General features: G+C 66.4%; 21 protein-coding genes. 8 read left to right on the top strand and 13 right to left on the bottom strand.

The window, feature by feature from the left end; translation table 11 throughout:
- Window positions 1-34 precede the first annotated feature (34 nt).
- The 3 genes from B7Y64_RS00960 to B7Y64_RS00950 are packed head-to-tail and all read left to right on the top strand — an operon-like array spanning window position 35 to window position 2,336.
- Entirely contained in the window at window positions 35-574 is a 540-nt protein-coding gene (locus tag B7Y64_RS00960) for an alpha/beta fold hydrolase (RefSeq protein WP_291324288.1), read from the top strand.
- 5 nt (window positions 575-579) lie between these two features.
- Complete coding sequence (locus B7Y64_RS00955) at window positions 580-1,503, top strand: ParB/RepB/Spo0J family partition protein (protein ID WP_291324287.1); 924 nt, start codon at window positions 580-582, stop codon at window positions 1,501-1,503.
- A gap of 29 nt (window positions 1,504-1,532) precedes the next feature.
- Window positions 1,533-2,336 carry a class I SAM-dependent methyltransferase gene (locus B7Y64_RS00950; RefSeq protein WP_291324309.1) on the top strand — a complete coding sequence of 268 codons (804 nt, stop codon included), beginning with the start codon at window positions 1,533-1,535 and terminating at the stop codon, window positions 2,334-2,336.
- On the opposite strand, the gene B7Y64_RS00945 is transcribed toward B7Y64_RS00950, so the two are convergent.
- The 3 genes from B7Y64_RS00945 to B7Y64_RS00935 form a co-directional block, all read right to left on the bottom strand.
- Window positions 2,246-3,328: a calcium/sodium antiporter gene (locus B7Y64_RS00945; RefSeq protein ID WP_291324286.1), complete on the bottom strand. Its 1,083-nt coding sequence runs from the start codon at window positions 3,326-3,328 to the stop codon at window positions 2,246-2,248. The genes B7Y64_RS00950 and B7Y64_RS00945 overlap by 91 nt on opposite strands.
- Before the next feature lie 109 nt (window positions 3,329-3,437).
- Entirely contained in the window at window positions 3,438-4,058 is a 621-nt protein-coding gene (locus tag B7Y64_RS00940) for a flavin reductase family protein (protein ID WP_291324285.1), read from the bottom strand.
- Between the two features lie 200 nt (window positions 4,059-4,258).
- A complete protein-coding gene (locus B7Y64_RS00935) occupies window positions 4,259-5,155 on the bottom strand; it encodes a helix-turn-helix transcriptional regulator (protein WP_291324284.1) in 897 nt (298 codons plus the stop codon).
- A gap of 65 nt (window positions 5,156-5,220) precedes the next feature.
- Here B7Y64_RS00935 and B7Y64_RS00930 point away from each other — a divergent pair, with 65 nt between their 5' ends.
- A complete protein-coding gene (locus tag B7Y64_RS00930; RefSeq protein WP_291324283.1) occupies window positions 5,221-6,483 on the top strand; it encodes an MFS transporter in 1,263 nt (420 codons plus the stop codon).
- Window positions 6,484-6,725: 242 nt separating this feature from the next.
- Here the strand turns inward: B7Y64_RS00930 and phnE are convergent, their stop codons facing one another.
- The 7 genes from phnE to B7Y64_RS00895 form a co-directional block, all read right to left on the bottom strand.
- Window positions 6,726-7,538, bottom strand: a complete 813-nt coding sequence (gene phnE, locus B7Y64_RS00925; RefSeq protein ID WP_291328177.1) for a phosphonate ABC transporter, permease protein PhnE — start codon at window positions 7,536-7,538, stop codon at window positions 6,726-6,728.
- Window positions 7,535-8,398, bottom strand: coding sequence for an ABC transporter permease (locus tag B7Y64_RS00920; protein WP_291324281.1), 864 nt, complete (start codon window positions 8,396-8,398; stop codon window positions 7,535-7,537). The genes phnE and B7Y64_RS00920 overlap by 4 nt, the downstream gene beginning before the upstream one ends.
- Window positions 8,399-8,419: 21 nt before the next feature.
- A complete protein-coding gene (locus B7Y64_RS00915) occupies window positions 8,420-9,250 on the bottom strand; it encodes an ATP-binding cassette domain-containing protein (protein ID WP_291324280.1) in 831 nt (276 codons plus the stop codon).
- 68 nt (window positions 9,251-9,318) lie between these two features.
- Window positions 9,319-10,191 (bottom strand): putative selenate ABC transporter substrate-binding protein, encoded by an 873-nt coding sequence (locus tag B7Y64_RS00910; RefSeq protein WP_291324279.1) that lies wholly within the window; start codon window positions 10,189-10,191, stop codon window positions 9,319-9,321.
- 120 nt (window positions 10,192-10,311) lie between these two features.
- Window positions 10,312-10,644, bottom strand: a complete 333-nt coding sequence (locus tag B7Y64_RS00905; RefSeq protein WP_024813546.1) for a YnfA family protein — start codon at window positions 10,642-10,644, stop codon at window positions 10,312-10,314.
- A 221-nt stretch (window positions 10,645-10,865) separates the two neighbouring features.
- Window positions 10,866-12,290 carry an FAD-linked oxidase C-terminal domain-containing protein gene (locus tag B7Y64_RS00900; protein WP_291324278.1) on the bottom strand — a complete coding sequence of 475 codons (1,425 nt, stop codon included), beginning with the start codon at window positions 12,288-12,290 and terminating at the stop codon, window positions 10,866-10,868.
- 132 nt (window positions 12,291-12,422) lie between these two features.
- Complete coding sequence (locus B7Y64_RS00895) at window positions 12,423-12,794, bottom strand: EF-hand domain-containing protein (protein ID WP_111866018.1); 372 nt, start codon at window positions 12,792-12,794, stop codon at window positions 12,423-12,425.
- A gap of 198 nt (window positions 12,795-12,992) precedes the next feature.
- Here B7Y64_RS00895 and B7Y64_RS00890 point away from each other — a divergent pair, with 198 nt between their 5' ends.
- From B7Y64_RS00890 to B7Y64_RS00880, 3 genes are all read left to right on the top strand, one after another.
- Window positions 12,993-13,559: a cob(I)yrinic acid a,c-diamide adenosyltransferase gene (locus B7Y64_RS00890; RefSeq protein WP_024813549.1), complete on the top strand. Its 567-nt coding sequence runs from the start codon at window positions 12,993-12,995 to the stop codon at window positions 13,557-13,559.
- Between the two features lie 140 nt (window positions 13,560-13,699).
- Window positions 13,700-15,295, top strand: coding sequence for a methyl-accepting chemotaxis protein (locus B7Y64_RS00885; protein ID WP_024813550.1), 1,596 nt, complete (start codon window positions 13,700-13,702; stop codon window positions 15,293-15,295).
- Between the two features lie 54 nt (window positions 15,296-15,349).
- Window positions 15,350-15,769 carry a bacteriohemerythrin gene (locus B7Y64_RS00880; protein WP_291324277.1) on the top strand — a complete coding sequence of 140 codons (420 nt, stop codon included), beginning with the start codon at window positions 15,350-15,352 and terminating at the stop codon, window positions 15,767-15,769.
- Between the two features lie 30 nt (window positions 15,770-15,799).
- Here B7Y64_RS00880 and B7Y64_RS00875 read toward each other — a convergent pair whose 3' ends face one another.
- A complete protein-coding gene (locus B7Y64_RS00875) occupies window positions 15,800-16,222 on the bottom strand; it encodes a hotdog fold thioesterase (RefSeq protein WP_114656687.1) in 423 nt (140 codons plus the stop codon).
- Between the two features lie 163 nt (window positions 16,223-16,385).
- Here B7Y64_RS00875 and B7Y64_RS00870 point away from each other — a divergent pair, with 163 nt between their 5' ends.
- Window positions 16,386-17,543: an ABC transporter substrate-binding protein gene (locus B7Y64_RS00870; protein WP_291324276.1), complete on the top strand. Its 1,158-nt coding sequence runs from the start codon at window positions 16,386-16,388 to the stop codon at window positions 17,541-17,543.
- A 144-nt stretch (window positions 17,544-17,687) separates the two neighbouring features.
- On the opposite strand, the gene B7Y64_RS00865 is transcribed toward B7Y64_RS00870, so the two are convergent.
- Together B7Y64_RS00865 and B7Y64_RS00860 are read right to left on the bottom strand one after the other, a co-directional pair.
- A complete protein-coding gene (locus B7Y64_RS00865) occupies window positions 17,688-19,211 on the bottom strand; it encodes an acetyl-CoA hydrolase/transferase family protein (RefSeq protein ID WP_291324275.1) in 1,524 nt (507 codons plus the stop codon).
- 129 nt (window positions 19,212-19,340) lie between these two features.
- Complete coding sequence (locus B7Y64_RS00860; RefSeq protein ID WP_114656690.1) at window positions 19,341-20,627, bottom strand: solute carrier family 23 protein; 1,287 nt, start codon at window positions 20,625-20,627, stop codon at window positions 19,341-19,343.
- Window positions 20,628-20,774: the final 147 nt, after the last annotated feature.

Here is a 20,774-nt window from a genome sequence, read left to right as displayed (position 1 = left end):
TGGATAAGCGCTGATAGCTATCAAAACAATAGTAATGAAGGCATCCAACATTTTGCTGCTGCCCGGCTGGCAGAACTCTGGCCCCGACCACTGGCAAAGCCTGTGGGAGGCCCGCCACGGCTACCACCGCATAGAGCAGCACGACTGGATGCGCCCGCTGCGCGGCGACTGGTCGGCAAGGCTGGAAGAAACCGTGGTCGATGCCGACGGCCCCGTGGTGCTGGTGGCGCACAGCCTGGGTTGCATCCTCACCGCCTGGTGGGCGGCGCATTCGGCCAACGCCCACCGCGTGCAGGGCGCGCTGCTGGTGGCGCCTGGTGATGTGGAGCGCCCCGATATCGCCGCACAAATCCACGGCTGGGCACCCATCGCGCGCCAGCCGCTGCCGTTTCCTTCCGTGCTGGTGGGCAGCCGCAACGACCCGTATTGCAGTTATGAGCGCGCCGAAGGCCTGGGCGAGGCCTGGGGCGCACGCTTTGTCGACGGCGGCGCACGCGGCCACATCAATGCCGAATCCGGCCTGGCAGACTGGCCCGAGGGCCACCACCTGCTGCACACCCTTTTGAAAGATTGACGAACATGGTCACCAAAAAACCCAAGGGCCTCGGCCGCGGACTCGAAGCATTGCTGGGCCCCAAGGTGGCCGAGGCGGCTGAAAAGGCGCAGGCCGCCGATGCGGGGCTGCCCAGCAGCCTGCGCCTGGATGACATGGTGCCCGGCATGTACCAGCCGCGCACCCGCATGGACGAGGGCGCGCTGTACGAGCTGGCCGAATCCATCAAGGCCCAGGGCATCATGCAGCCGATTCTGGTGCGCCGCCTCGTTGAGGGCGACAACGCGGGCCGGTACGAAATCATTGCGGGCGAGCGGCGCTTTCGTGCGGCGCGCCTGGCGGGGCTGGACAGCGTGCCCGTGCTGGTGCGCGACGTGCCCAACGAGGCCGCCGCCGCCATGGCGCTCATCGAGAACATCCAGCGCGAAGACCTGAATCCGCTGGAAGAAGCCCAGGGCCTGCAGCGGCTGGTGCGCGAGTTCGGCCTCACGCACGAGCAGGCCGCGCAGGCCGTGGGCCGCTCGCGCAGCGCCGCCAGCAACCTGCTGCGCCTCTTGAACCTGGCCGAGCCCGTGCAGACCATGCTGATGGCGGGCGACATTGACATGGGCCACGCGCGTGCGCTGCTGGCGCTGGACCGCGCTGCGCAGATCACCGCCGGCAACCAGATCGCCGCCCGAAAACTCTCGGTGCGCGAGGCCGAGGCCCTGGTCAAAAAGATCGGTGCCGAGTTCAACCTGGTGGCCACGCGGCCCAAAAAGGAAAAATCGCGCGACCTCAAGCGGGTGGAAGAAGAACTCTCGGACCTGCTCATGGCCGAGGTGGAGGTGCGTGTGAAAAAGCGCGTCAAACGCAATGGCCGCATGGAAGACATGGGCGAGCTGTCCATCCAGTTCGGCTCGCTGGAAGCCCTGAACGGGCTGATCGACCGCCTGCGCGGCAACGCCTGACCCGGCCGGACGCAGGGCCCTTGCCCCACATGGTTCGCCGCTTTTTGCCATGGCCCTTGCCGGCGCTCTTGGCCTGGGCGGCGGCGTGGCTGGCGTTTGTGGCCCTGCAGCGCGCGCACCTGCCCGCGGCATGGGCGCTGGTGCTGGCCTGTGGCCTGGGCACGGCTGCCAGCGTGTTGGGCGGCACCTGGTGGCGGCGCGGGCTGATTGCGGCGGGGTTTCCGCTGTCGCTGGCCCTCACGGGCGCTGCGGGCCTGCCCGCCTGGGCCTGGCTGGTGCCGCTGGCCCTGCTGCTGCTGGTGTATCCCCTGAACGCCTGGCGCGATGCCCCGCTGTTCCCCACCCCGCCTGATGCGCTGAACGACCTTCCCGACGCAGCCCCCCTGGAGCCCGGCGCGCGCGTGCTCGATGCGGGCTGCGGCCTGGGTGACGGCCTGATCGCACTGCGCCAGGCCTACCCCCTAGCCCGGCTGGAGGGGCTGGAATGGAGCCGCCCCCTGCGCTGGCTGTGCGCCCGCCGCTGCCCTTGGGCGCGGGTTGCGCAGGGCGACCTGTGGCGCGCCGACTGGAGCGGCTACCAGCTCGTCTACCTGTTCCAGCGCCCCGAAAGCATGGCCCGTGCCTGGGCCAAAGGCTGCGCCGAAATGGCCCCGGGCGCCTGGCTGGTGAGTCTGGAATTTCCCGTGCCAGGGGTGCAGCCGCATGCCCGGCAACAGGCGCCTGGAGGCAGGGCGGCGTGGGTTTACTGCACGCCCCGGGAGGGCCGGATGAGCGACACCACCAAGGTGACGACCGTGAGCGGGATCACAAAGCCCAGCATCACGGCCGAGTAGGTGTGCAGCGCGTCGTGCTGCTGCGCGGCCAGGATGAGGTAGGACACGTAGGCCGCGTAGTAGCCCAGGAACACGGCGCCTTCCCAGCGGGCGATCTCGCGGCCCGACAGGAAGATGGGCAGGCAGGCCAGCGCCACGGCCAGCATCACCCAGATGTCGAAGGCCATCAGCGAGGGCGCCACGACCAGGCCTTCGCTGCCCGCCGCCAGTCCGGCCAGCCCCAGGCAGCCCAGAATGTTGAAGGTGCTGCTGCCCACCACGTTGCCCACGGCGATGTCGCGCTCGCCCTTGAGGGCGGCGGCCACCGAGGTGGCCACCTCGGGCATGGAGGTGCCCGCTGCCACGATGGTCAGGCCGATCACCAGGTCGCTCACGCCCAGCGCCTTGGCAAACACCACGGCCGCGCCCACCAGCCAGTCCGAGCCCAGCACCAGCAGCGCGAGCCCGGCGACGATGAGCGCGATCTGCACCGGCAGGCGGGCATCCCAGGCGCCGGCAGCGGGGGCGTGGATTTCGGCCTCGAACTCGGCCTGGGCGGCCTGGGTTTCCCGGCGCGACTGCACCACCAGAAATACGGTGTAGGCCAGCAGCAGGCCAAACAGCAGCGCGGCGTCGGTCAGGCTGATGCGGCCATCGAGCCCGAGCACCAGCAGCAACAGCGAGGCCCCCATGAGGATGGGAACCTCCTGCCGGATGATCTGCACATGCACCACCAGCGGGGCGATGAGGGCGCTCAGGCCCAGGATGAACAGCACGTTGAAGATGTTGCTGCCCACCACATTGCCCATGGCCAGGCCGGTCTGGCCATTGAGCACGGCCCCGGTCGACACCGCCATCTCGGGGGCGCTGGTGCCAAAGGCCACGATGGTCAGCCCCACCACCAGCGGCGAAATGCCAAACGACAGGGCCAGTCGCGAAGCGCCCCGCACCAGCAGGTCGGCCCCCACCACCAGCGCGGCCAGCCCGCCGGCGAACATCAGAAAATGCAGCATCAAAACACCAGATTCAGAACCATGAGGGAATCGAGTGTGCCCGCTGGGGAGCAGGGCCGTCCACTGTGGGGTATTGGGCCGGCCCCGGCGCTGCGGCGTTCACCCCTTCTCAGGCGGGCCGGTGCATGCGGAACAGTTGCTCTGGCCCCACCGTGAAATAGTCGGCCGGGCCGCCCCCGCGCAGGATGTGGCCGGCGCCTGCCGTGTCGTACACGCCGTTTTTCAGCAGCGCCTTGGCGATGTGCACGGCCACCACTTCGCCCAGCACCAGCCAGGTGGGCACCTTTTCACCGTCGATGCCCTGCAGCTGCACGATCTGCGTGCTGCGGCATTCAAACGTGACAGGGCTTTCGGCCACGCGGGGTGGGCGCACTTTCTCGGAGGCCAGGGGGGTGAGGCCCGCCAGCTCAAACTCGCTGACTTCGGGGGGCACGGCGGCGCAGCTCTGGTTCATGGCGTCGGCCAGATCGTGAGTGGCCAAATTCCACACAAACTCGCCGGTGGCCTCGATGTTGCGCAGCGTGTCCTTGGCGCCAATGCTGGCAAAGCCCACGATGGGCGGCACGTAGTTGAACGCGGTGAAGAAGCTGTAGGGCGCCAGGTTCAGCGCGCCCGTGGCGCTTTGCGTGGAGATCCAGCCGATGGGGCGGGGGCCCACGATGGCATTGAACGGATCGTGCGGCAGGCCGTGCCCCAGGCGGGGTTCGTAGGTGTGGATGTCAGCGGTCATGGGCAAAGGTGCGGTAGGGGGAAGCGGGGTTTCTCAATATTCTGGCGCCAGAGGCTCTGCATTTCGTCGCCTGCCGGGCCCGTTTTGCTGTTAATTAGATAGCTGATAGCGCTTTATTTGCAATGGCTACAGGTCAAAAACGTTCAAAGTTTGACGCGACCAAGGGGCGGGCGGGCGCCGTGCCGTGCGCGCCCGTCCCCTCACCGCGCCGCCCCCAGAAACCGCCCCGGTGGCTGCCCCACCGATTTGCGCACCATGGCGCTGAAGGCGCTGGGGCTGTAGCCCAGTTCGGCGGCGATCTGCCCCATGGGCATGCGGCCCGCAGCCAGCGACACGGCCTTGGCCAATATCACCTGCTGGCGCCACTGCGTGAAAGTGCTCGAGAGCTCGGTGCGAAACAGCCGTGCCACCGTGCGCGGGCTGGCGCCTGTGTCCTGTGCCCAGGCGCTCAGGGTTTCGTGGCGTGTGGGGTCGGCCAGCACCGCCTCGCACAGGTGGCGCAGGCGCTTGTCGTGCGGCAGGTCTACGCCCAGCTTTACGGCGGCGGCGCGGCGCAGCTCGCCCAGTACCAGGGCGTTGAGGTGGCGCTCGCGCGTGCGCTCGTCGGGGGTGGATGGTGGGGTGGAGGTGGGGCCGTCGTCGGGCGCGGTGGGCAGCTCGCGCACCAGGGCGCGCAGCAGGTCGGACACCTCCAGCACCCGGCACTGGCGCCAGGCGGCCTCTTGGTGGCGCGGCACGCCCGGGCCGCAGCGCCCGCGCGGCTGGTGGAAATACAGCGTGCGCAGATCGGCGTCTTCCACCATGGTCACGGCATGTTCCACGCCGGGCGGAATCCACAGCGCGCGCGAGGGCGGCACGATGTAGGTGCCCCGGTCCACTGTGAGCCGGATCACGCCCGTGGTCGAGATGGCCACCTGCGCCCACGGGTGGCTGTGCGGCATCACCTGCGTGTCGGCTGCCAGCTGGCGCACCTTGGCGCGCACCGGGCGCTCGGCGCTGGGTACAAACAGATGCGGCGTGAGCGAATCCACATACGACAGCGCCCGCCGGGGGCGCGGTGGCGGTGCGGTGTCGGCGGGCGGGGCTGCTTTTGGCATGTTGGCGATAGAAATTGGCAGGCTATCGTAAACCTGCCGCGGCCGGCTTGCCTAAGATCAGCGCCATGACCCTCATTTCCCCTGGCGCACCCGGCGCGGTTCCCCTGCGGCAAGATGCCCGCACCATCGCCCTCATCGGCCTGGCGCATGGCAGCTCGCACTTCTTTCACATGCTGCTGCCGCCACTGTTTCCGTGGCTGATTGGCGAGTTTGGCTACAGCTATTCCGAGCTGGGCCTGCTGGTGTCGGTGTTCTTTGTGGTGTCGGGCGTGGGGCAGGCGCTGTCGGGCTTTCTGGTGGACCGCGTGGGCGCGCGCCCGGTGCTGTTTTTTGCGCTGGCCAGCTTTGCCACGGCCGGGCTGGTGGCGGGCACGGCGCAGGGCTATGCGGGGCTGCTGGCGGCGGCGGCGTTGGCGGGGCTGGGCAATGCGCCGTTCCACCCGGTGGACTTCACCATTCTCAACAAGCGCGTATCGCCGCAGCGCCTGGGCCATGGCTTTTCGGTGCACGGCATCAGTGGCAATCTGGGCTGGGCCACGGCGCCGGTGTTCATGGCGGGCATTGCCTCGGCCACGGGCTCGTGGCGTGCGGCCTGCCTGTGCGGCGCGCTGCTGGCCTTGGTAGTGCTGGCCGTCATGGTGTGGAATCGCGATGCACTCGACGACCGCCAGGGCGCCTGGGCGCACCAGGCGCCGGGCGCCAAGGCCGTGGCCGACGAGCATCCCATGGCCTTCCTCAAGCTGCCTTCGGTGTGGCTGTGTTTCTCGTTCTTTTTCTGGAGCACCTGCGCGCTGAGCGCCATCCAGAGCTTTGCCAGCCCCGCGCTGCAAAGCATGTATGGCCTGCCGCTCAGCGTGACGGCCCTGGTGGTCACCGGCTACATGCTGTGCGGCGCGGCGGGCATGGTAGTGGGCGGCTTTCTGGTGGGCCGCGTGGTGCGGCTGGAAAAGATCATCTCGGTGTGCCTGCTGGCCTCGGCCGCCCTGTTGGTGCTGGTGGGCACGGGCTGGCTGCCCGGCATGGCCGCGGTGGTGGTGGCCGCGCTGGCTGGCGTGGGCACGGGGCTGGCGAGCCCATCGCGCGACATGCTCATCAAGCGCGCGGCCCCACCGGGTGCGACGGGCCGGGTGTATGGCACGGTGTATTCGGGGCTGGACCTGGGTTTTTGCCTGGCCGCGCCGGTGTTTGGCGCGCTGCTCGACCGGGGCATGACCTCGGCCATCTTCTACGGTTCGGCCATCACGCTGGCGCTGAGCGTGGTGTCTGCCGCGCTGGTGGGCGTGGGCGTGGCGGCACGGCTGCGGCGCGCTGCCGCAGTGGCGGCCTGATGCGGTAGGGCCTTCAAACGTCTAACGGCGCGCTGCCGCAGTGGCGGCCTGATGCGGTAGGGCCTTCAAACGTCTAAAGTCGTTGGTCGCCTTGCCGTGCTGCACGTACGACAGCACTGTCTGCGGCGCCCCGCCTGGTTATCCGATTGAATGCAAACCGTACCGGCAGGGATTTGAATGAAAAGTGGCTCTGGCGCACGTCCATCAAGCGCAATAAGCTATTAAAATAATAGCAATTTGTGTCAGATAGCCAGCCAGCGCCGGCTGGCAAAGCTCAGCGCATCTACCAGCGCCACCAGCGCTAGCATGGCGACCAGCACGCTGCTGGTCTCGCCCATCTGGAACAGCCCCATGTGGAACGCCAGCATCTGCCCCAGCCCGCCTGCCCCCACCACGCCCAGCACGGCGGCGGCGCGGATGTTGTTTTCCCAGCGGTACAGCGTGTAGCTCAGCAGTTGCGGCAGCACCTGGGGCAGGGTGGCATACAAAAACACGCGGCCACTGGCCACGCCGCGCACACGCAGGGCAAAGCCGGGGCCCGGCGGAGCGTTTTCGATGGCCTCGGCAAACAGGCGGCCCAGCACGCCCGAGGTGTGCAGTGCCAGCGCCAGCGTGCCGGCAAACGGCCCCAGCCCGGCCGCGATCAGCAGCAAGGTGGCCCACACCAGTTCGGGAATGCTGCGCAGGGCGTTGAGCAGCAGCCGCGTGGGGCCGCGCCAACGCGCCGGGTCGCCCTCAAACGCCTTGCTGGCGGGCAGGGCCAGCGCCAGGCCCAGCAGCACTGCCAGCAAGGTGCCCAGCGCCGACATGGCCAGCGTCTCCAGCGTGGCCCACAGCAGTTTTTGCAAAAACGCCGGGCTGGTTTCGGGCTGCAGCAGCTCGCCCAGAAACCGGCCCATCTTGGCCAGCGCCGGGGCGGACACAAACTGCGCCCACTGCAGGTCCAGCGACCAGAAACTCAGGCCTACCAGCGCCAGCGCACCAGCGGCTACGCACCAGCAGGCCAGGCAGCGGTTGGCAGAGGGTCGGGGCGCTGAAGTGCCGCGCGTATTCATGCCAGCCTTTGCCGCAACCATGCGCTGATGCGGTCCGCCAGCCAGACCAGCGCCATGAACACCAGCAGCATGGTGGCCACCTCGGCGCCTTCGAACATCTTCATCGAGGCGTCCATCTGCTGGCCCAGCCCGCCCGCGCCGACAAAGCCCAGTACGGCCGACGAGCGGATCGCGCATTCCCAGCGGTACACCGTGTAGCTGGTGAGCTCGGCGGCGTTTTGCGGCAGCAGCGCATACAAAAATGCCTGCAGCCGCCCGCTGCCGTTGCGCAGCAGGCTGGCGGCGGCATGGGGCTCGGCGCTGTCCAGGATTTCGGCATACACCTTGCCCAGCATGCCGGCAAAGGTCAGCGCAATGGCCAGCACGCCGGCCGTGGGCCCCAGGCCCACCACGCGCACAAAAACCAGCGCCCAGATCAGCTCGGGCACGCTGCGCAGCACCACCAGCAGCCAGCGCACCAGCAGTCGCACCAGCGCCGGCAGCGGCGCCATCGGGCCGGTCAGCGCCGAGATCGACAGCACCCGCACCGACAGCAGCGCCAGCGGCACGGCCAGCACCAGCGCCAGCGTGAGGCCTGCGGTGGCAATGGCCACCGTGCGCCAGGTCTCGCGCGCCACCAGGGCCAGAAACTCGGCGTCTAGCCGGGGCGGCACAAAATCCGCCAGAAACCGCAGAGAGGGCTTCAGCGCATCCGGCGCCAGCAGCAGCCAGGGCTTGAACTCGGTGAGCACCAGCATGGGCCACAGCAGCACCAGCGCCACCGCGGCCCCGGCCAGGCGGCCGCGCCAGGCGGGGTCGCGCCGTTCGGGCGGCGGGCTCTTGTCGGGGGGTGCAGGCAGATCAGGCGACAGGGCAGTCATGGCGGCGAGATGGCCCGTGGGTTAGCGGCACTGCATCGGCACAGGGGACGCGGCCACAGGCACATCGGGGGCGGGCGGCGCCGTCTGGGCCAGCTCGTCCAGGTGCTGCGCATACAGCTGGTGCAGGTGCGCGGGCGTCACCTGCGCCGCAGGCAGGTCAAAGGCCAGCGCACCGTCGCGCAACCCGATCACGCGCGGGAAATGCGCCAAGGCCATGTCCACATGGTGCAGCGTGGCCACCAGCGTGGCGCCGCGCTCGTGGGCCGCCTGCGTGAGCGAGGCCAGGGCCTGCTGCGCACGCGCCGGGTCAAGCGCGGACAGCGGCTCGTCCACCAGCAACAGACTGGCCTGCGAAGCCAGCGCCCGCGCCAGACCCACCCGCTGGCGCTCGCCGCCCGAGAGCCGGTCTACCCGGTCGAACAGTTTGTCGGCCACGTCAAAATGCGCCAGCGCGGCCTCGGCCAGCCCGATGCCGGTGGGATAGACCAGGCTGCGCACGCTGGCCCACAGGCTTTCGTGCGGCAGGCGCCCCGCCAGCACCGCCGTCACCACACGCTGCCGGGGTGGCAGCGGCGGCACCTGGGGCGCCAGAAAAAGGCGACCGCGCAAGCGCTGCAATGCGCGGCGCGGCAATGCCCAGGGGTCGATGCCATCGAGCTGCAAGCTGCCCTCGTCGGGCCGCTGTGCGCAGGCCAGCAGCTGCAGCAGCGTGGTCTTGCCCGCGCCCGAAGGGCCGATCACCGCCACCTGCTCGCCCTGCGCCACCACCAGATCCAGGCCACGCAGCGCTGCGGGTGCACCGGCGCGTGCGGCCGGGTGGCGCACGGTGGTGTTGTCCAGCTGAACTTTCATGGGCAAATCAGGCTGCAGCGCTTATTGCAAAAGCGCAAGCAGCTATTAAAATAATAGCAAATACCCGTTCACTTGATCAGGCCCGCGCTGCGCGCTGCGGTTTCGATGCCCTTGTAGTTGCTGGCCTGGGTGGGAATGAAGCGCGTGGCGCGCTGCAGGTCCAGAATTTCCTTGCCCTCGGGGGTGTTGCGGTTCAGGTCGAGAAACGCCTTGGCAAGTTTTTCGCGCTGGGCCACTGGCATGTCGCTGTGCACCGTCCAGTTGTAGTCAAAGTAGGCCGGGGTGGTGAAGATCACCTTCACTTTGCCGGTGTCCACCTTCTTGTCGGCCACAAACTTTTCCCACACCGAAATGTTGAGCGCGCCCGCGTCCACCTTGCCCGAAGCCACGGCGGCAATGGTGGCGTCGTGTGCGCCCGAGTAGGCCACGCGTTTGAAGTCCTTGTCCGGGTCGATCTGGGCCTGCAGCAGGTAGCTGCGCGGCATCAGGTGGCCCGAGGTGCTGGATTGCGAGCCAAAGCTCACAGTCTTGCCCTTGAGGTCGGCCAGCGCCCGGATGGCGGGGTCGGCGCTGATGAACACCGAACGGAATTTCTCGTCCTCTTCGCGCTGCACCAAAGGCACCACCTTGCCGCCCGAGCGGATGCTGGCCTGCACAAAGGTGAAACCGCCATACCAGGCCATGTCCACCTGCTTGTTGGCCAGCGCCTCCACGGCGGCGGCGTAGTCGGACACGGGCGTGAATTCCACCTGGGTGCCCAGCTTGTGCTCCAGATACTTCACCAGCGGCGCGGCCTTGCGCGCCAGTTCGGTGGGCGATTCGTCGGGGATTGCTGTGATCTTGAAGACCGCCTGGGCCTGCGCCAGGCCGGCCAGTGCCACCGCAGCGCTGGCGAGCACCGCTTTGATGAGGGTGCGGGTCGAAGGGGATGAACAGGTCATGAGGGTTTCCAGAAAGTGGGGCCGATGGGCCAATAGGCCAACGGGCTGGGGGAGGTCGGTGATTGTCGCGGGTTTGGCCGTACCGGCGCCGCACCCGACGAAGCATCTGCGATGCTCAGTTCATGCACTTCGCGGGGCAAACATGATGACCCCCATGCCTGCAAGCGCCAGTGCCGCGCCGGCAATGTCCCACGGCGTGGGGCGAACACCGTCCACCGCCCACAGCCAGACAATGGCCACAAAAATATACACGCCCCCGTAGGCGGCATACACCCGACCAGACGCCGTGGGGTGCAGCGACAAAAGCCAGGCGAAGGCCGCCAGGCTCAGTGCACCAGGAACGAGCAGCCATGCACTTTTGCCGTGGCTGAGCCAGAGGCTGGGCAGATAGCAGCCCACGATTTCTGCCAGCGCAGTGACAAGAAAGAGCAGGACGGTTTTGGTTTCAGGCATGGCTTTGATCGCGCGGGGAAAGGCAAGGGCAGGGCAGCGATGCAGCGCAGGCGCCAGCACCGGCGCGGGGCACATCGGGTGTGCGGTGCGTGGCCGGGTCGCAGGGCCATCGTACCGCGTTGGTGGGGCTCTGTTTTAAGGTAAAAGTGCCTGTGGCGCTTATGTTTAAAGCGCTACTAGCTATCAAAAATGGAGTGTTTCGCGTGCGGGCTGCCTCGCACTCACAGCGCAAAGATCTTCCCCGGATTCAGGATGTTCTTCGGGTCCAGCGCGCGCTTGATGGCGCGCATCATGTCCACCGCACCCACGCCCGTTTCGTCGAGCAGAAAGCCCATCTTGTGCAGGCCCACGCCGTGCTCGCCGGTGCAGGTGCCGCCCATGCTGAGCGCGCGCGCCACCAGCTTGTGGTTCAGGTCTTCGGCGGCAATGCGCTCTTGCGGGATGTTGGGGTCGAGCAGGTAGCCGAAGTGGAAGTTGCCGTCGCCCACGTGGCCGACCAGAAAGTAGGGGATGCCGCTGGCCTCGGCCTCGTCCACCGATTCGAGCAGGCAATCGGCCAGGCGGCTGATGGGCACGCAGGTGTCGGTGCTGATGGCGCGGCAGCCGGGGCGGCTTTGCACGGCGGCAAAGTAGGCGTTGTGCCGCGCGGTCCACAGGCGCGTGCGCTCTTCGGGCGTGCTGGCCCATTCAAAGGCGTTGCCGCCAAACTCGCTGGCGATGGTCTGCACGGTTTCGGCCTGCTCCTTCACGCTGGCGGGCGAGCCGTGGAACTCCATCAGCAGCATGGGTTCTTCGCGCAGATTCAGCTTGCTGTGCGCGTTGACCATGCGCACGCTGTGGCGGTCGATCAGCTCCACGCGCGCAATGGGCACACCCAGTTGAATGGTCTGGATGGTGGTGCGCACGGCGGCCTCGATGCTCGGAAACGAGCAGATGGCCGCACTCACGGCTTCGGGCAGCGGGTACAGGCGCACGGTCACTTCGGTGATCACGCCCAGCGTGCCTTCGCTGCCCACCATCAGGCGCGTGAGGTCGTAACCCGCAGCGCTTTTGCGGGCGCGTGTGCCGGTGCGAATCACCTCGCCGCTGGCGGTGACCACTTCGAGCGCCAGCACGTTTTCGCGCATGGTGCCGTAGCGCACGGCGTTGGTGCCGCTGGCGCGCGTGGCGCTCATGCCGCCAATGCTGGCGTCGGCGCCGGGGTCGATGGGAAAGAACAGGCCTGTGTCCTTGATGGCTTCGTTGAGCTGCTTGCGTGTGATGCCGGGCTGCACCGTCACCGTGAGGTCGTCGGCGTTGATGCTGAGCACCCGGTTCATGCGGGCCACGTCGATGCTGATGCCGCCTTGCACGGCCAGCAGGTGGCCTTCGAGCGATGAGCCTGCACCGTAGGGAATCACGGGTACGTCGTATTGACTGGCGAGCTTCACTGCATCGGCCACATCTTGGGTGCTTTCGGCAAACACCACGGCGCTGGGCGGGGGCGCCTGCAGCGAGCCTTCGTCGCGCCCATGCTGTTCGCGCACCGCTTGCGCCAGCGAGCACTGCGCGCCAAACCGGCTTTGCAGCGCGTCGATCAGCGCCTGCGGCACCTCGCGCAAGTGAATTTGGGGCAGCAGGTGCAAGGCGGTGGCAGGGGCGTTCATGGCGGTCTCCGGGTAACGCAAAAGAATACCACCGGGCACCCGCAAATGCGCCGCGATGGGGCGGTTAAGCCCGATCGCGGCGCTGCGCTTTCAACGGGAGTGGCGGCTATCGCGCCGCCGGCGTATCAACGGTCAGGACTTGGCGCCTTTGTCGAACTCGGTGTGCGACAGGCTCCCGTCACGGTCGGTGTCAAGCTGCTCGAAACGGTTGCCAATGGCTGGCAGTGTGGCGGCTTCCTGGGGGCTGAGCTTGCCATCGGCATTGGCGTCGGCCCGGTCAAAGGCGGCTGTGGCCGATGAGCCCTTGCCGGGGCCAGTGGAGTAGTTGGGAGAACTGGCAGAAGACGAATTGCCGGGTCCGAAAGACGCCCCCCCTTGTGCCTTGGGCGCTGCGCCCGGTGCGGTCTGCGCCTGCAGGGCAGCGCCGCCGCCCAGAGAGAGTGCGGTGAATAGCAATACGCTGCGGGTGTCAAAGGCAAAGGTGCGGCGTGAGGTGGCTTTCATGGGATGAAGAGCTCCGTCAAAGTTGAACAGGGTTTCATTGCACCGCAGCATGCCGTGCCTGACCAGCACTTTTGCCTGCTGTTGCCCCAGCCAACATTTTCCTGCGCGGTGTAAGGGTCTGCTTACGGTCTATGGCCCTGTGCAACACGCCTTCAAACGCGGTATCGGACAATGCACGCTGCAGCACAAGGAACACACATGGGCAACCGACTCACACAGATCGCCACGCGCACGGGCGACGATGGCACCACCGGCCTGGGCGACAACACGCGCGTGTCCAAAGACAGCCCGCGCCCCCACGCCATGGGCGATGTGGACGAACTCAACTCGCACCTGGGCCTGCTGCTGTGCGAGCCACTGCCGCAGGATGTGCGCGAGCTGCTGATCGATGTGCAGCACCAGCTGTTCAACCTGGGCGGCGAGCTGTCGATTCCGGGGTTTGAGTTGCTCAAGGACGAGGCCGTGTTGCAGCTCGATGAGGCGCTGGCGCACTACAACGCCGCGTTGCCGCGCCTGCAAGAGTTCATCCTGCCCGCAGGCACGCGCGCCGCCGCCCAGGCCCATGTGTGCCGCACCGTGGCCCGCCGCGCCGAGCGCTCCGTGGTGGCGGTGGGCAAACACGAAACCGTGCGCGAGGCCCCGTGCCACTACCTCAACCGGCTTTCCGATTTGCTGTTTGTGCTGTCGCGTGTGCTCAACCGCATGGATGGCGGCGACGACGTGTACTGGAAGAGCGAGCGGTTGGCGCGGGCGGCCACCGAGTAGCGGCCAGGGGGCTGTTGCGGCCCTGGGCGGTGTGCGCCGCGTTCTTTTGACACGCGTCAAGGATGCGCGGCAACCTGTCGGGAGAAAACGACCGACAATGCAAAGTGGTAACAAATTGCATCTTTTTCGGAGGTCTCCCCATGAATATCAGCCACCTCAAAATCGGCACCCGCCTCGGCCTGGCTTTTGGCCTGCTGATCGTGATGATGCTGGGCATTGCCCTCATCGGGGTGCTGCGCCTGGGGAAAGTGGGCGAGATCAACACCCGCCTCATCGAAGATGACTGGGTGAGGGCCGAGGCCGCCAGCGTGATCGACACCACCACGCGGTCCAATGCGCGGCGCACCATGGAGCTGGTCATTGCCTCTGATGCCGAGCACCAGAAGCTGGTCAAGGCAGCCATTGGCACCAACAAAAAGACCATTGACGACGCCATCGCGGTGCTCGACCAGCGGGTGTATCTGCCCGAGGCCAAGGCCGTTTTGTTGCGCCTCAAGGACCTGCGGGGCAAATACGTGCAGTCGTTCAGCAAGGTCGTGCAAATGGTGGAAGCCGGCGACCGCGAAGGGGCCACCGCGCTGCTCAAGTCCGAGACGCTGCCTGCGCTGGATGCGTTGCAGGAGCCGATCAATGCGATGAATGCGCTGGAGAAAAAACTGGTGGAGACCGGCGGTCGCACGGTGGTGCGCGACATTGCCAGTGCGCGCATCCAGATGCTCGCACTGGGTGCCGCGGGCCTGCTGATCGGCGTGGCCCTCGCCTACTGGATCACGCGCTCCATCATCATGCCGCTGCGCCGTGCCGTGGCGGTGGCCCAGAACGTGGCGGCGGGTGATCTGGGCAGCCGCATCGAGGTGGACGGCAGCGACGAAACCGCCGAACTGCTTTCAGCGTTGCGGGGCATGAACGAGAGCCTGATCGACATCGTGAGCAATGTGCGCGGCGGCACCGAAGCCATCGCCACGGCCACCAGCCAGATCGCGGCGGGCAACATTGACCTTTCTTCGCGAACCGAAGAGCAGGCCAGTGCGCTGGAGCAGACCGCTGCGTCGATGGAAGAGCTGGCCGACACCGTCAAACGCAATTACGAGCAAAGCCGCCACGCCAACGAAATTGCCGAGGCTGCCTCGCAAGTGGCCGTGAAGGGCGGATCGGTGGTGTCGCAGGTGGTGCACACCATGGAGGCCATCAACACCTCGTCGCGCAAGATCGCCGACATCATCGGGGTCATTGATGGCATTGCCTTTCAGACCAATATCCTGGCGCTCAACGCGGCGGTGGAAGCTGCCCGTGCCGGTGAGCAGGGCCGGGGCTTCGCCGTGGTGGCCAGCGAGGTGCGCAGCCTCGCCGGCCGCTCGGCCACCGCCGCACGGGAGATCAAGGCGCTGATCGAGACCTCGGTCAACAACGTGACGGAAGGATGCCAGCAGGTGGAGCGCGCGGGCAGCACCATGGATGAAATCGTGGTCAATGTGCGCCGGGTGACGGACATCATGAACGAGATCACCTCGGCCAGCCAGGACCAGACCTCGGGCATCGACCAGGTCAATCAGGCTGTGGGGCAGATGGATCAGGTGACGCAATCGAATGCGGCGCTGGTGGAAGAAGCCGCTGCAGCGGCACAGTCGCTCGAACACCAGGCCAAGGGGCTGGTGCAGGCGGTCAGCGTGTTCAAACTGGGCGAGCTGGGCAAGCTGGGTGTGGCGTCTGGCCAGCTGGCCTTGTCGGGCCGCTGAGACAAGGCCAGAGGGCCGCACGCGTTACCTCAATTGTTTCCAGGAGACTTCGCCGTGGCGTATTTTGAATGGGCCGATGACATGGTCATCGACAACGGCCCCATCGACAAGGACCATCAGATTTTGGTGAGGCAGGTGAACGAATTGCACACCGCCACCAGTGAGGGCCGTGGCCACGAGGTGGTGGGGCGCCTGCTGGATGAGCTGATCCGCGACACCGTCGAGCACATCCGGCGTGAAGAGCAGGAAATGGCCCGCATGGGCTATCCGCGCCTGGTGCAGCACAAGCAGGGCCACGACCAGTTCGTGGCCGATCTGCAGGGCCTGCAGCGCAAGTTCGAGGGCGGCAGCAGCACCGTGGCCTCGCAACTGTCTACCGTGTTGCGGGACTGGCTGTCGCTGCACATCCGGCGCTATGACAAAGACATGCTGAAATTCACGCAGCAACAAAGTCGCAGCCGGGCACCGGCCTGACACAGATGCGTGCGCAGGCGCGCTGTGGGTTCAGCGCGGCGCCAGGATCGCCATGGTGATGCGCGAAACGCAGGTCACTTCGCCGGCGTCGTTGACCATGTCGATCTGCCACACCTGCGTGGTGCGGCCAATGTGCACGGCACGGGCCGTGCCCGTCACCCAGCCGCTGCTGGCTGCACGGATATGGTTGGCATTGATGTCCAGGCCCACGCCGCGGTGCCCTTCGGGGCAGGCGTAGAAGGCTCCGATGGAGCCCAGCGTCTCGGCCAGCACCACGCTGACCCCGCCATGCAGGATGCCAAAGGGTTGCCGGGTGCGCTCGTCCACCGGCACGCGTCCGCGCAGAAAATCGTCGCCCACTTCGGTGATTTCAATGCCCAGGTGCGTGGCTGCAGTGTTGGCGTTGGTCTCGTTGAGCAAAGACAGCGAGATGGGTTTCTTCCAGATGGACATGGGTTCCTCCAAAGTGTGGGTGAGCGCGCGCAGGATGCCGGTGGCGAGTGGCCGACTAGAATGTAGGGTTTCCCGGAAGTTGGTAGCTGGCTGAACTTGTCACCCGCATGGGCTGCGCACCGGGCTTTTGTCATTGTGCTTATTTCCCGGAGTCCGGACCCTCATGCAACGTCGCCAATTTGTCTCTCTTGCCCCCGGTGCTGTGGTCGCTGCTGCAGCCGCACCTGCCTTTCTTCGCAATGCCTTTGCCCAAGAGGCGGGCATCACCGGCAAAACCCTCACCATTGGTTGCTCAGCCGCCCTCACGGGCCCGCTGGCTGGGCTGGGCCAGGACGTGAAGCTGGGTGCCGAAGCGGCGCTGGCACACATCAACAGCCGGGGCGGCATAAACGGCCGCACGCTTCAGTTCAATATCGTGGATGACGCGTATGTACCCCAGCGCACCACCGACAACATCAAGCAGATTTTGTCGCAGGGCAATACCTTTGCACTGCTGTCATGCGTTGGCACGCCCAACAACACGGCCATCCTGCCACTGATCGAAGAGGCGGGTGTGCCGTATGTGGCGCCGATTACGGGGGCATCGTCGCTGCGCAAGGGCGCGCGCAATGTGTTCCATGTGCGAGCCAGCTACACCGACGAGGTGCGTCGCCTGGTGCAGCGCCTTGCCGGCATGGGTCTCAAGAGCATTGGGGTGGTGTATCTGGACAACGGCTACGGCCGCGAAATGCTCGAGGACGCCACCCGCTCGCTGGCCGAGCAAAGCCTCAAGCCCTCGGTGCAGGCCGCGCTGGCCACCGATGGCGCCAACCTTTCGCAGGTGCTGGCCCAGGTGGCCGAGGCGCGCACGGCCGCCGTGCTGCTGGCTACCGCCGGCACCGTTTCGGTGGAGCTGGTGCGGGGTCTCAAGAAGAATGCGCCGGGCGTTTTGCTGGCCGGCGTGAGCGTGACCCTGCCCAGCGACAGTCTCAAGAAACTGGGTGATGTCGGCAGCGGCATCGCCATCACCATGGTCGTGCCCGATCCCAACCGTGCCAAGTCACAGGTGGTGCGCGACTACCAGTCTGCCATGCGGGCGAATGGAAAGCAGGAGTTCACCCAGGGCAGCCTGGAGGCCTATGTGAACATGCGCGTGCTGGCCGAAGGGCTGGAGCGCGCAGGCGCCGACCCGACGCGTGCCAAGCTGCGCAGCGCGCTGGCAGGCATTCGCAACTGGGATCTGGGCGGGTTTGTGGTGGACTACAGCGGTCAGGCCCCGTATGTGGGCTCGCGCTATGTCGATCTGGGGGTGCTGGGCGGTTCGGGGCGTTTCCTGGGCTGATCTCGGCCAGACCCACAGCCCAGAAAACGGGCGTTGGCACCGGCGCAGTGCCGGCGCCTATGATCATCCGCCAGGCCGGCAATCGTTGCGCCGCCAGCCCCTGCGCAGGGGCGGGGACACGCCCATGCCACGCTTAGGTCCCGCTCAGGCAGGCGCTCGCATCGACCCTGTTTCCACAAAGCGCTGGTGCCACGACAAGGCCTCGTTCAGCAGGTGGGGTGTGTGCAGGCCACCCGATGAATGCTGGGCGCGGTCAAAGTAGTCCTGCAGCATGGGCCGGAAATCGGGGTGCGCACAGTGATCGATGATGACCTGGGCGCGCTGGCGCGGCGAGAGGCCACGCAGGTCGGCCAGGCCTTGTTCGGTGACGATGATCTGCGTGTCGTGCTCGGTGTGGTCCACATGCGAAACCATGGGCACGATGCAGCTGATGGCGCCGTTCTTGGCCACCGAGGGTGTCACAAAGAACGACAGGTAGCCGTTGCGCGCAAAGTCGCCCGAGCCGCCAATGCCGTTCATCATGCTCGTGCCCATCAGGTGGGTGGAGTTGATGTTGCCGTAGATGTCGGCCTCGATCATCGAGTTCATGGCGATGATGCCCAGGCGGCGCACCAGCTCGGGGTGGTTCGAGATTTCTTGCGGGCGCAGGATGATGCGTTCGCGGTAGAAGTCGATGTTGTCCTCGAAGTCCTGCAGCGCGCTGCGGCTCAGCGAGATGGCGGTGGCAGAGGCCTTGCTCATCTTGCCCGCGCGCAGCAGGTCCAGCATGCCGTCTTGCAGCACTTCGGTAAAACCCAGCAGGTTCTCGAACGGGCTGTGCAGCAGGCCTGCCAGCACGGCGTTGGCCACGTTGCCCACGCCCGACTGGATGGGCAGCATTTCTTTCGGTAACCGGCCCATCTTCATCTCGTGCGCGAGAAAGTCGATGATGTAGCTGGCAATCTTGTTGGAGTTCTCGTCCGGCGTGGCAAACACGTTGTCGCGATCGCCCTTGTGGGTCTCCACCACGGCAATCACCTTGGCCGGGTCCACGCGCAGATAGGGCTGGCCGATGCGGTCGTCCGCATGGGTCATGTTGATGGGCACGCGGCGTGGCGGAATGGCGGTGCCGTAATAGATGTCGTGCATGCCTTCCATCTTGGCGGAGGGCTTGGTATTGACTTCGAGGATCACCTTGTCGGCAATCTCCAGCCAGGTCTTGTTGTTGCCCACGGCCGCAGCGGGGATCAGCAGACCGTCTGCCGTCACGCCCAGCACCTCGATCACCGCAACGTGCAGGGGGCCGAGAAAGCCAAACCATGCGTGCTGGGCGACGTGCGACAAGTGCATGTCGATGAAGTCGATCTCGCCCGTGTTGATCTTGTTGCGGCAGATGGGGTCGGTGTTGAAAGGCAGGCGCTGGCCCAGGGCGTTGGCCGCGGCCAGGGCGCCATCAAGCTCGGGGGCGGTCGAAGCTCCGGTCCAGAGGTTGATCTTGTAGGGTTTGCCGGCGGCATGCTCGGCCTTGGCGTGGGCTGCAAGGGCCTGGGGCACGGCCTTGGGGTGGCCCGCACCGGTGAATCCGCTCATGCCGACGTTGGCGCCAGCGGGAATGAGCGCCGCAGCCTCTTCGGCCGACATGACGCGTTCAAGAAAGGCAGGGTGGCGTACCCGATCGGCCAGAGACATGGGGAAAACTCCGCAACGGTGAATGGGCGCCGGCGCGCCAGGCGCGCCAGGCAAATCCTTTGATCTTACCCGGGACGGTCAGATATATAAGGGTTTACCCGAGATCGACGCCGACCGGTCGGCGCGCCTTCAGCTTTTGCGGTTGAGCAGCGCGTACAGCACGATGGCGCCAAACGTGGCGGTGCCGATGCCGCCCAGCGCAAACTGGCCGAACTTGAGCGTGAAGTCGCCCGTGCCCAGGATGAGCGTGATGGCGGCGACGATGAGGTTCTTGTTCTGTGAGAAATCGACCTTGTTGTCCACCCAGATCTTGGCCCCGGCCACGGCAATCAGGCCAAAAACCACGATGGACACACCGCCCATCACCGGCAGCGGAATCGCCTGGATCACGGCGCCAAACTTGGGGCTGAATCCCAGCACCACGGCAATGAGCGCCGCCACCAGGAACACGGCGGTCGAATAGATCTTGGTGGCCGCCATCACGCCGATGTTCTCGGCATAAGTCGTAACACCAGTGCCGCCGGCGCCGCCGCTGACCATGGTGGCAATGCCGTCGCCAATGAACGCGCGGCCCATGTACTGGTCCAGGTTCTTGCCGGTCATGGCCGTCACGGCCTTGATGTGGCCCAGGTTTTCGGCCACCAGGATGATGGCCACCGGGGCAATCAGCAGCATGGCCGGGCCGCTGAATACGGGTGCCGAGAAGCCCGGCATGCCCACCCAGGGCGCAGCCAGCACGGCAGAGAGGTCGAGCGGTTTGCCCAGGCCCAGGCCGTTGGTCAGCACGGCGTAGATGATGCTGGCCACGATCAGGCCCACCAGAATCAAGAGGCGCTGCACCATGCCGCGCGTGAGCACGGCCACCAGGCCCACGCTGACAAACGTCACCACCTGCATCCAGCTGTCAAAGTTGCTGGCCGCCATGTTCTTGATGGGGATCCCGGCCAGGTTCAGGCCGATCACCGCCACCACCGAGCCCGTCACCACGGGCGGCATGAAGCGCTCGATCCAGCCCGTGCCGACCATCTGCACGATGACACCGATCAGCGTGTACACCGCCCCGCAGGCGATGATGCCGCCCAGCGCCAGGCCGATATTGGCATTGGGCCCCTTGCCCGCGTAGGCGGTGGCCGCAATCACCACGCCGATGAAGGCAAAGCTCGACCCCAGGTAGCTGGGCACCTTGCCGCCGGTGATGAAGAAGAAGATCAAGGTGCCAACGCCGCTCATCAAGATGGCGAGGTTCGGGTCAAAGCCCATGAGGATGGGTGCCAGCACCGTGGCGCCAAACATCGCAATCACGTGCTGCACGCCCATCACTGCCGTCTGCGGCCAGGGCAGCCGCTCGTCCGGTCCGATCACGCCGCCCTGTTGCAGCGCGTCGGCGCTTTTCTCCCTCCAGGTCATAAAGCCCATGGATATTTCTCCGTTGTGAATTGATGACGCGCATGGTAGGGGATTTGGTGCGGGTTCACGATCTCCCGCAGGCCGCGCCGCTGTCTTTTTGGGAGCGGATGCACGGCGCGGGGGCAATCGCTGCAAACCTTGCCGTTGCGGTGGTTG

It is taken from the genome of Acidovorax sp. 35-64-16 (assembly GCF_002281195.1).
Classification (GTDB): Bacteria; Pseudomonadota; Gammaproteobacteria; order Burkholderiales; family Burkholderiaceae_C; genus Acidovorax; species Acidovorax defluvii.
Note: the sequence above shows the minus strand (reverse complement) of the source record. Positions and strands in the feature narration are given on the sequence as shown.

Excerpts from the sequence above, each read along its gene's own strand:
- B7Y64_RS00960 (WP_291324288.1), top strand. The coding sequence starts at position 35 with ATGAAGGCATCCAACATTTTGCTGCTGCCCGGCTGGCAGAACTCTGGC.
- B7Y64_RS00955 (WP_291324287.1), top strand. The coding sequence starts at position 580 with ATGGTCACCAAAAAACCCAAGGGCCTCGGCCGCGGACTCGAAGCATTG.
- B7Y64_RS00950 (WP_291324309.1), top strand. The coding sequence starts at position 1,533 with ATGGTTCGCCGCTTTTTGCCATGGCCCTTGCCGGCGCTCTTGGCCTGG.
- B7Y64_RS00945 (WP_291324286.1), bottom strand. The coding sequence starts at position 3,328 with ATGCTGCATTTTCTGATGTTCGCCGGCGGGCTGGCCGCGCTGGTGGTG.
- B7Y64_RS00940 (WP_291324285.1), bottom strand. The coding sequence starts at position 4,058 with ATGACCGCTGACATCCACACCTACGAACCCCGCCTGGGGCACGGCCTG.
- B7Y64_RS00935 (WP_291324284.1), bottom strand. The coding sequence starts at position 5,155 with ATGCCAAAAGCAGCCCCGCCCGCCGACACCGCACCGCCACCGCGCCCC.
- B7Y64_RS00930 (WP_291324283.1), top strand. The coding sequence starts at position 5,221 with ATGACCCTCATTTCCCCTGGCGCACCCGGCGCGGTTCCCCTGCGGCAA.
- phnE (WP_291328177.1), bottom strand. The coding sequence starts at position 7,538 with ATGAATACGCGCGGCACTTCAGCGCCCCGACCCTCTGCCAACCGCTGC.
- B7Y64_RS00920 (WP_291324281.1), bottom strand. The coding sequence starts at position 8,398 with ATGACTGCCCTGTCGCCTGATCTGCCTGCACCCCCCGACAAGAGCCCG.
- B7Y64_RS00915 (WP_291324280.1), bottom strand. The coding sequence starts at position 9,250 with ATGAAAGTTCAGCTGGACAACACCACCGTGCGCCACCCGGCCGCACGC.
- B7Y64_RS00910 (WP_291324279.1), bottom strand. The coding sequence starts at position 10,191 with ATGACCTGTTCATCCCCTTCGACCCGCACCCTCATCAAAGCGGTGCTC.
- B7Y64_RS00905 (WP_024813546.1), bottom strand. The coding sequence starts at position 10,644 with ATGCCTGAAACCAAAACCGTCCTGCTCTTTCTTGTCACTGCGCTGGCA.
- B7Y64_RS00900 (WP_291324278.1), bottom strand. The coding sequence starts at position 12,290 with ATGAACGCCCCTGCCACCGCCTTGCACCTGCTGCCCCAAATTCACTTG.
- B7Y64_RS00895 (WP_111866018.1), bottom strand. The coding sequence starts at position 12,794 with ATGAAAGCCACCTCACGCCGCACCTTTGCCTTTGACACCCGCAGCGTA.
- B7Y64_RS00890 (WP_024813549.1), top strand. The coding sequence starts at position 12,993 with ATGGGCAACCGACTCACACAGATCGCCACGCGCACGGGCGACGATGGC.
- B7Y64_RS00885 (WP_024813550.1), top strand. The coding sequence starts at position 13,700 with ATGAATATCAGCCACCTCAAAATCGGCACCCGCCTCGGCCTGGCTTTT.
- B7Y64_RS00875 (WP_114656687.1), bottom strand. The coding sequence starts at position 16,222 with ATGTCCATCTGGAAGAAACCCATCTCGCTGTCTTTGCTCAACGAGACC.
- B7Y64_RS00870 (WP_291324276.1), top strand. The coding sequence starts at position 16,386 with ATGCAACGTCGCCAATTTGTCTCTCTTGCCCCCGGTGCTGTGGTCGCT.
- B7Y64_RS00865 (WP_291324275.1), bottom strand. The coding sequence starts at position 19,211 with ATGTCTCTGGCCGATCGGGTACGCCACCCTGCCTTTCTTGAACGCGTC.
- B7Y64_RS00860 (WP_114656690.1), bottom strand. The coding sequence starts at position 20,627 with ATGGGCTTTATGACCTGGAGGGAGAAAAGCGCCGACGCGCTGCAACAG.